Here is a 7709-nt window from a genome sequence, read left to right on the forward strand (position 1 = left end):
GAATGGGGGTGCCCCCTCTGGGGGAGGGACCGGGGCGCAAAACCCACGGCGCGCACAGCGCGCCGGACGAATTCCCCTCGCCCCGCCCGCCACCACTCCGTACCCTCACCCCATGGCGAAGAACCCCCTGGTGGCAATCCTCACCGGAGCAGGCGTCTCCACAGACTCCGGCATCCCCGACTACCGAGGCCCCAACGGCCTCTGGCGCCGCGACCCGGAAGCGGAGAAGCTCGTCACCTACGGGTACTACATGAACGACCCGGAGATCCGCCGCCGCTCCTGGCTGATGCGCCGCGACGCCCCCACCCTCCGGGCCCGCCCGAACGCCGCGCACGACGCGATCGTCCGGCTGGAACGCTCGGGGACACCCGTACGGGTCATCACCCAGAACGTGGACGGCCTGCACCAGGCGGCCGGCCTGCCGGACCGCAAGGTGCTCGAACTGCACGGCTCCACCCGGTCGGTGGTCTGCACGGAGTGCGACGCGCGCTCGACGATGGAGGCCGCGCTGGAGCGCGTCGCGGCGGGCGACCCGGACCCGGCGTGCGAGGCGTGCGGCGGCATCCTGAAGTCGGCGACCGTGATGTTCGGGCAGCCGCTGGACCCCGCCGTGCTCGGCGACGCGCTGACGGTGACCAAGGCGTGCGACGTCTTCGTCGCGGCCGGCACCAGCCTGATGGTCAACCCGGCGGCGTCCCTCGCCGGAGTGGCGGCCGACCACGGCGCCCGACTGATCATCGTCAACGCCGAGCCCACCCCGTACGACGAACGGGCGGACGAGCTGATCCGGGAACCGATCGGAACGGCGCTGCCGGCACTGCTGCGGCGGTGGGAGGGGCGTCCGGAAAGCTGAGGGGGTCGTGAGGCGGGGGCGGCGCGCGTGATGCGAATTGCGGACGCGGAGGACGCGGCGCACGCTGGAAATGATGCCGCTCTGTGCGGCGATCCGCACGTGTCGAGCGCTCGGCCCGGAGGCCGGTGAGCCGCCTGCTCCCGGAAGGGCCGTGCGCCACCGGACCGATCAACGTCGGTGCACCATTCGGAACGCAGAAGACTCGTCGATGTCGGGAGTGGACGACATGACGGAACCGACCACATCGGGAACGTCGGCCACCGAACTCGCCCAGCAGGTGATGCCCTCGGTTCTCGAACTGCAGAAGGTGCTTCTCGCACACGCGGGAGGCGGCCGTGACGCCCAGGAAATCAGGGGATACGTGAGCCTCACCTCCTGTTACCAGAACAGCTGCGGTGGCCCCACCCTGAAGTGACAGTGCCCAACGTGGGACGGTTGTCCCCGACCACCATCGCGAACGCGGCATCCCCGGTCCCGGTGCCGTCCCACGCGAGCGGCGCCGCCCGAATGCGGGTGGACGGAACACCGTCCGCGGTGTCCACCCCCGCCGACGTGCCCTTGGACGACCGCGAGGCGGTGCCATGCACGACGAGGCGGTGTCATGCACGACTGGGAACTCCTCAACGCCTACGCGCAGTACCACCCCAGGTGGTTCGAGAGCGCGGACGCTTACACGCCGGACCCGGAGCACGCCGGGGTGTTCGAGGCCCTCGCGCCCCCCGGGTGGACGCTCCGCCGCAGCGGCCTCTGGTACGTCGCCGAGTCGCCCCGCGCCACGTCGGTCCCGGCCCCCGAGCAGGGCTGGAAGATCCACGTGGCGGTGCGCTCCCAGGACTCCCCCGCGTGCCTGGAGCGAGCGGCCCGATGCGCCGTGGACGCCGCAGTGCCGTTCAAGTTCCTGGTGGACTCGCGGACGGTGGCCGAGGTCAACGGCAAGCTGTGGCCCCGGGGTTCCAGCGGGAAGTTCATGACCTTCTACCCGCCCGACGACCGGGCGTTCCTCCGCCTCGGGCACACCCTGACGCGGGAACTGCGCGGTTTCGACGGCCCGTACGTCCTCTCCGACCGGAGGTGGCCGCGGTCCTCGTGCGTGTACTACCGGTACGGCGGCTTCAGCCCGCGGACGCTGCTGCGGCCGGACGGCAGCCGCCGGTTCGTCATCGCCGACCGCGACGGAACGTACGTCCCCGACGTCCGGCTCCCGTACTGGCACCTCCCGGAGTGGCTGACCGACCCGCTCGCCCCGGACGGACCGCCGCCGGCGGGGGCCGGGACGGCGCCGGCCCTCCACGACGGGCGCTTCCGCGTGACGTCGGCGTTCGGCTTCTCCAATCGCGGCGGGGTCTACCTCGCCGACGACCGGTCCACCGGCCGACCGGCCGTGCTGAAGGAGGCCCGGCCGCACATCGTGGTGGGATCCGGCCGCCTCGACGCCATAGGGCTGCTGGAGAAGGAGTACCGCATCCTGCGCACCCTCTCCGACTGTGGTTTCTACGTACGCCCGATCGAGATCTTCGAGGAGGGCGGACACACCTTTCTCGTCGAGGAGTACCTGCCGGGTGAGCATCTGGGCCGCCACACCATCAGGACGAATCCGCTCTACCGGGCGGGGCTCACCCGGGCCGCCCTGGACGACTACTACGCCGGCGTCCGCCCCCACTGGGTGCGACTGGCCCGGGCGATCGGAGCGGCCCACCGCCGCGGCGTCGTGCTGGGAGACCTCTCCTTCAACAACGTCATCGTTCCGCACGAGGGCGGAATCCGCGTCATCGACCTCGAATGCGCCGTCGAGGAAGGCGTGGACCCGCCCGTCGGCCTCCACACGCCGGGCATGGCGATGCCCGAGGCGGTGCGGTCGGGGGTCGCCGACCGGGCCAACGACCTTTACGCGCTGGGTGCGGTGGTGTTCGGAAGCGTCATGCTGGCGAACGCGATGACCGAGCTGTACGCGCCGTCGCGCCGCCGCTTCCTCACCGGGCTCACCGGCGACCTCGGGCTGTCCGGTCCGTTCGTCGCACTGCTCGACGAGTTGACGGAACGGCCGGGTTCCGGGCACGTGCGGGACATCGACGAGGTCATCGCGGCCTTGGCGACCGTCCCCGTCACGGCGTCGGCTCCGGCCTTGGCCCGTACGTCGGGTCCAGAGGCCCGTACGTCGGGTCCGGGGGCCCGTACGTCGGGTCCGGGGCGGGCCCCGGGTCCGACAGCCGCTTGGGGACCGGCGTCCGATCGCCCTGGAGCGGACGGGTCACCGGATCGCGGCACGCGCGAACTCGCCCGGGAGGCGCGGACCGCCGCCCTCCGCTACCTGGAACGCACCGCCACGCCGGAGCGCGACGACCGGTTGTTCCCCGCGGACCCCGCGGTCTTCGAGACCAACCCGCTCTCCGTCGCCTACGGCGCCGCGGGCGTCCTGCACACGCTGCACCACACCGGACGCCCGGGCGCGGTCCCGCCCCGCCTGACCGGCTGGCTGGCCGGCCGGGAGATCACCGACGACGCGTACCCGCCGGGCCTCTACCTCGGGCAGGCAGGCATCGCCTGGGTCCTGGCCGAGCTGGGCCGGCCGGAGGCCGCCGCCGCCCTCCTGCGGCGGGCCGGCCGGCACCCCCTGCTCGACGCCTCGCCCGACGTGCTGCACGGACTGGCGGGCTACGGGATCGCTTGCCTCCGGTTCTGGCTCGACGGGTACGGCGACGACTTCCTCGACGCCGCCGTCCGGGCCGGGGAGCGGCTCAGGGACACCCGCCTCCGCGGGCCCCGGGGCCCGTACTGGCCGGATCCGGAGGGCAACGTACCGCTCGGTTACGCCACCGGCGGCAGCGGGATCGCGCTGTTCCTCCTCTGCCTCTCCCTGGCGGCGCACGACGAACGCGCCTTCGCCCTCGGCCGCTCCGCCCTCGGGCACGACCTGGCGTACGGGGTCCGGCACGGGGCGGAGTTCGAGGGGTTCCCGGCCATGGTCCCCCTGGAGGGGGAAGCGGAGGCCGTCGTGCCCAGGTGCTACTGGGACTCCGGTTCCGCGGGCGTCCTCACCACCCTCATCCGCTACCTGGCCGTCCGGCCCGACGACGGGCTCGCACGGTGGCTGGACCCGCTCGTCGAGAACGTCCACCACAAGTACGCCGTTCTCCCGCAGCTCTTCCACGGGCTGTCGGGCATGGGTAACGCGCTGCTCGACGTGTGGCGGTTCACCGGCGACCCCGAGTACCGGAGAGCCGCCTGGACGGTGGCGGAAGGCGTCCTCCTCTTCCGCGTGGACCGCCCGGAGGGGACGGGCTTCCCCGGAGAGCAGGCGGTCCGCGAGAGCGCTGACCTGGCCACCGGGACGGCGGGGGTCGTCGCCTTCCTCGACCGCTTGCTCAGGGCGGACGCCGGTCCCGAGGCCGACGGGAGCCGGGACTTCGTCGTCGACGACCTGATCCCGTGCGCCGGGCGCCGACCGGGCGGAGCGGCTTGAGCGGAGCCGGAACGAGCGGGTCGGAACCGAGCGGGTCGGAACCGAGCGGTTCGGAACTGAGCGGGTCGAGACCGGGCGGGTCGGAAATCAGAAAAGGGAATCCTGCTTCAGCAAGCCCTGCTTGCCGCCCACCCTCCCCAGCTCCACTCCCTCCAGCTCCAGCAGCCGCTGCTTGCGCTCCACGCCCCAGCCGTAGCCCGTGAGGCTGCCGTCGGAGCCGATCACTCGGTGGCAGGGGACGATGATCGAGACGGGGTTCTTCCCGTTGGCGAGCCCGACCGCCCGGGAGGCGCTGGGCGCGCCGATGTGCCGGGCCAGCTCCCCGTAGGACATCGTCTCCCCGTAGGGGATCTCCAGGAGCCCGTCCCAGACCCGGCGCTGGAACGGGGTGCCGCGCAGGTCGAGCGGGACGTCGAAGCGCGTCAGCTCACCGGTGAAATACGCCTTGAGCTGGCGGGTGACCTCGCCGAACGGGCTGTCGTCGGGCCGCCCGAACTTCTCGTCGGCGGGCCGGTGCCGCTGGTCGAGGATGTAGAGCCCGGAGAGCGTGGAGCCGTCGGCGGCCACCAGGGTGAGGGGGCCGTAGGGGCTGTCGATGACGGTGTGTACGGCGGACATGGCGGGTTCTGTTCGCTTCCGTTCGGTGTCAAGGGCAGGCTGGGGCTCGTACTACCGGAGGGTACGCCGTCGGCCCTTCAGCCCGTCCGGCGTTCGAGGACCTCGCGGCGAAACCGCGATGCCGGGGTCCGGGGCGGAGCCCCGGAAGAAACGGTGAAAGGGTGGGACTGGGGCACACCTCACACGGGGCGCACACCCCCGGCACCCCACCCCCGTCATCCGCGCCCCTCCCGGGGGCGCTCCGGCATACGGGCAGCCGGGTGATCATCCGTGGCCCACAGATACTGCACGGCATAAGCCCGCCAAGGCCGCCAGGCCACCGCGTGCCGCGTCAGCGCACCAGGCGTCGCCGGCAGCCCGAGCCCGGCCGCCGCCCGGCGCACGCCCAGGTCCGTGGGCAGAAAGGCGTCGGGGTCCCCGAGCCCGCGCATGGCGATGATGTCGGCGGTCCAGGGCCCGATGCCGGGTATCTCGGCGAGCCGGGCCCGGGCGCGATCCCGGTCGCCGCCCACCCCGAGGTCGAGTTCGCCGGAGGCGAGGGCGGCGACGAGGCGGGTGAAGGCGGCGCGACGGCCGGCCGGCATGGCGAGGGACGCGGGGTCGAGGGCGGCCAGGGCCTCGGTGGACGGGAACAGGTGGGTGAGCCCGCCGGAGCCACCGCCGGAGTCACCGCCGGAGGTCCCGACCCGGGTGCCGTGGGCGGTGACCAGCCGGGCGGCGAGGGTCCGGGCCGCGGCCGTGGACACCTGCTGCCCGAGGACGGCCCGCAGCGCGAGCTCCTCCGCGTCGACCGTACGCGGCACCCGGCGCCCCGGCCCCTTGTCGATCAGCGGCGCGAGATGCGGGTCGGTCCGCAGCAGCGCGTCGACGGCCTCCGGGTCGGCGTCGAGGTCGAGCAGCCGCCGGCAGCGGCTGATGGCCCCGGCCAGGTCGCGCTGGTCGGAGAGGGCGAGGCGGCAGGCGATGTGGTCGGGCATGGGCCGGAGGGCGACGGTTCCGTGCCCGTACGGCAGGCGCAGGGTGCGGTGGTACGCGCCGTCGCGCCACTCCTCCACGCCGGGGACGGCGGTGGCGGCGAGGTGGCCGAAGAGGTTGTCGGGGGTGAACGGGGCACGGAACGGCAGGCGCAGGGTGAGGGCGCCGGGCGTGACCGGCGGCCGGCCGCGCCCGGCGCGGGCCCGGAGTTCGGTGGGGGTCAGGGCGAAGACGGCGCGGACGGTCTCGTTGAAGGCGCGGACGGAGGCGAAGCCGGCGGCGAACGCCACGTCGGCCATGGGGAGTTCACCGGCCTCGATGAGGACGCGGGCGGTCTGCGCGCGCTGGGCGCGGGCGAGGGCCAGCGGTCCGGCGCCGAGTTCGGCGAGCAGCTGGCGTTCGATCTGCCGGGCGCTGTAGCCGAGCCGGGCGGCGAGGCCGGGCACGCCCTCCCGGTCGACCGTGCCGTCGGCGATGAGCCGCATGGCGCGGGCGACGACGTCGGCGCGTTCGTTCCAGCGCGGCGAGCCGGGACTCGCGTCGGGCCGGCAGCGCTTGCAGGCCCGGAACCCGGCCTGCTGCGCGGCGGCGGCGCTCGGGTAGAAGCTCATGTTCCGGTCCTTGGGCAGGACCGCGGGACAGCTGGGACGGCAGTAGATGCGGGTGGTGAGGACGGCGGTGAAGAACCAGCCGTCGAAGCGGGGGTCCTTGGACCGCGCGGCCCGCACGCAACGGTCGAAGTCGGTGTGCATGCAGTAAAGGATCGGTGCCGCGGCCGCCGGAGGCTGGCGGAAATCCGACATGGCCGTCGGCGGAGACCGGCCTGCCCCCATCCATCCGTCAATGACGGTTGACGCGCCACACCTCTGTCATCCATGGTTGACACATGGCCGGAACAGACGCGAAAGACGCGGTCGGCACCACCGAGGCCGCCATGGACACCGACCCCCGCGTGGGGCTGCGCGCCGTCGCCGCGCTGCGGCGGCTGGTCGAACGACTTGAGGCCCTCCAGGTCGACAACGCCCGCAGGCTGGGCTGGTCGTGGGAGGAGATCGGCACCCAACTGGGTGTGAGCAGGCAGGCCGTCCACAAGAAGCACGCCCGGAGGTAGACGACGATGTTCGAACGTTTCACCAAGGAAGCCCGGTTCGTGGTCATCGGCGCCCAGGAGGAGGCGCGCGCCCTGCGCCACTCCCGCATCGGCGTCGAACACCTCCTCGCCGCCACGGCGGGCCGCCCGGAGTCGCTGGGCGGCGCCGCCCTCTTCCGGCTCGGCATCACCCCCGAGACGTGCCGGGAGGCGATCCGGTCGGCGGCCGGGCTGGACGAGGACGACGCGGAGGCGCTGCGCTCGCTGGGCATCGACCTCTCGGCCGTACGTGCCCGCGCGGAACGGTCGTTCGGGCCGGGGGCACTGGACGGGAACGGCGGGCCGGACGGGACCGACGAGTCACCCTCCCGCTGGAGGCCGTTCCGCTCCGCGAAGGGGTCCCGGCAGCACCACATCCCGTTCACCCGGGAGGCCAAGCGGGCCCTGGAGCAGTCCCTGCGGGAGGCGCTCGCCCGCAAGGAGAACTGGATCGGCACCGAGCACGTCGTCCTGGGCGCCCTGGCCCTCGACCACCCGCCGACGGTACGCGTCCTCCGAACCCTCGGCACGGACCCGCAGACGCTGCGCGCCGACCTGCTGGCCCACCTGCGACGGGCGGCGTGAGGCCGAACCAGCCCGTCGGGCGATTGAGGACAACCCCACGAAGCGCGGTTTCGGGAGTGCGGGGGCACGGCCCCCGCAAGAAACGGGAA

7 protein-coding genes are annotated in these 7709 nt (G+C 73.3%); 5 read left to right on the forward strand and 2 right to left on the reverse strand.

Features of this window, described 5'->3' with window-relative positions:
- The first annotated feature begins 112 nt into the window (after positions 1-112).
- From JNW98_RS04195 to lanKC, 3 genes are all read left to right on the forward strand, one after another.
- Complete coding sequence (locus JNW98_RS04195; RefSeq protein WP_223766685.1) at positions 113-853, forward strand: SIR2 family NAD-dependent protein deacylase; 741 nt, start codon at positions 113-115, stop codon at positions 851-853.
- Positions 854-1079: 226 nt separating this feature from the next.
- Positions 1080-1268, forward strand: coding sequence for a hypothetical protein (locus JNW98_RS04200; RefSeq protein ID WP_223766686.1), 189 nt, complete (start codon positions 1080-1082; stop codon positions 1266-1268).
- 186 nt (positions 1269-1454) lie between these two features.
- Positions 1455-4313: a class III lanthionine synthetase LanKC gene (gene lanKC / locus JNW98_RS04205; RefSeq protein ID WP_223766687.1), complete on the forward strand. Its 2859-nt coding sequence runs from the start codon at positions 1455-1457 to the stop codon at positions 4311-4313.
- A gap of 87 nt (positions 4314-4400) precedes the next feature.
- Here lanKC and JNW98_RS04210 read toward each other — a convergent pair whose 3' ends face one another.
- Together JNW98_RS04210 and JNW98_RS04215 are read right to left on the reverse strand one after the other, a co-directional pair.
- Entirely contained in the window at positions 4401-4931 is a 531-nt protein-coding gene (locus JNW98_RS04210) for a methylated-DNA--[protein]-cysteine S-methyltransferase (RefSeq protein WP_223766688.1), read from the reverse strand.
- Positions 4932-5146: 215 nt separating this feature from the next.
- Positions 5147-6658, reverse strand: coding sequence for a DNA-3-methyladenine glycosylase 2 family protein (locus JNW98_RS04215; protein ID WP_223766689.1), 1512 nt, complete (start codon positions 6656-6658; stop codon positions 5147-5149).
- A gap of 134 nt (positions 6659-6792) precedes the next feature.
- Here JNW98_RS04215 and JNW98_RS04220 point away from each other — a divergent pair, with 134 nt between their 5' ends.
- Both JNW98_RS04220 and JNW98_RS36485 read left to right on the forward strand, forming a co-directional pair.
- The gene (locus JNW98_RS04220) at positions 6793-7017 is read left to right on the forward strand and encodes a hypothetical protein (protein WP_223766690.1); all 225 of its coding nucleotides are present in this window, start codon (positions 6793-6795) and stop codon (positions 7015-7017) included.
- Between the two features lie 6 nt (positions 7018-7023).
- Positions 7024-7620 (forward strand): Clp protease N-terminal domain-containing protein, encoded by a 597-nt coding sequence (locus tag JNW98_RS36485; protein WP_308015474.1) that lies wholly within the window; start codon positions 7024-7026, stop codon positions 7618-7620.
- Positions 7621-7709 lie beyond the last annotated feature (89 nt).

The organism is Streptomyces huiliensis, assembly GCF_020037025.1.
Lineage (GTDB): Bacteria > Actinomycetota > Actinomycetes > Streptomycetales > Streptomycetaceae > Streptomyces > Streptomyces huiliensis.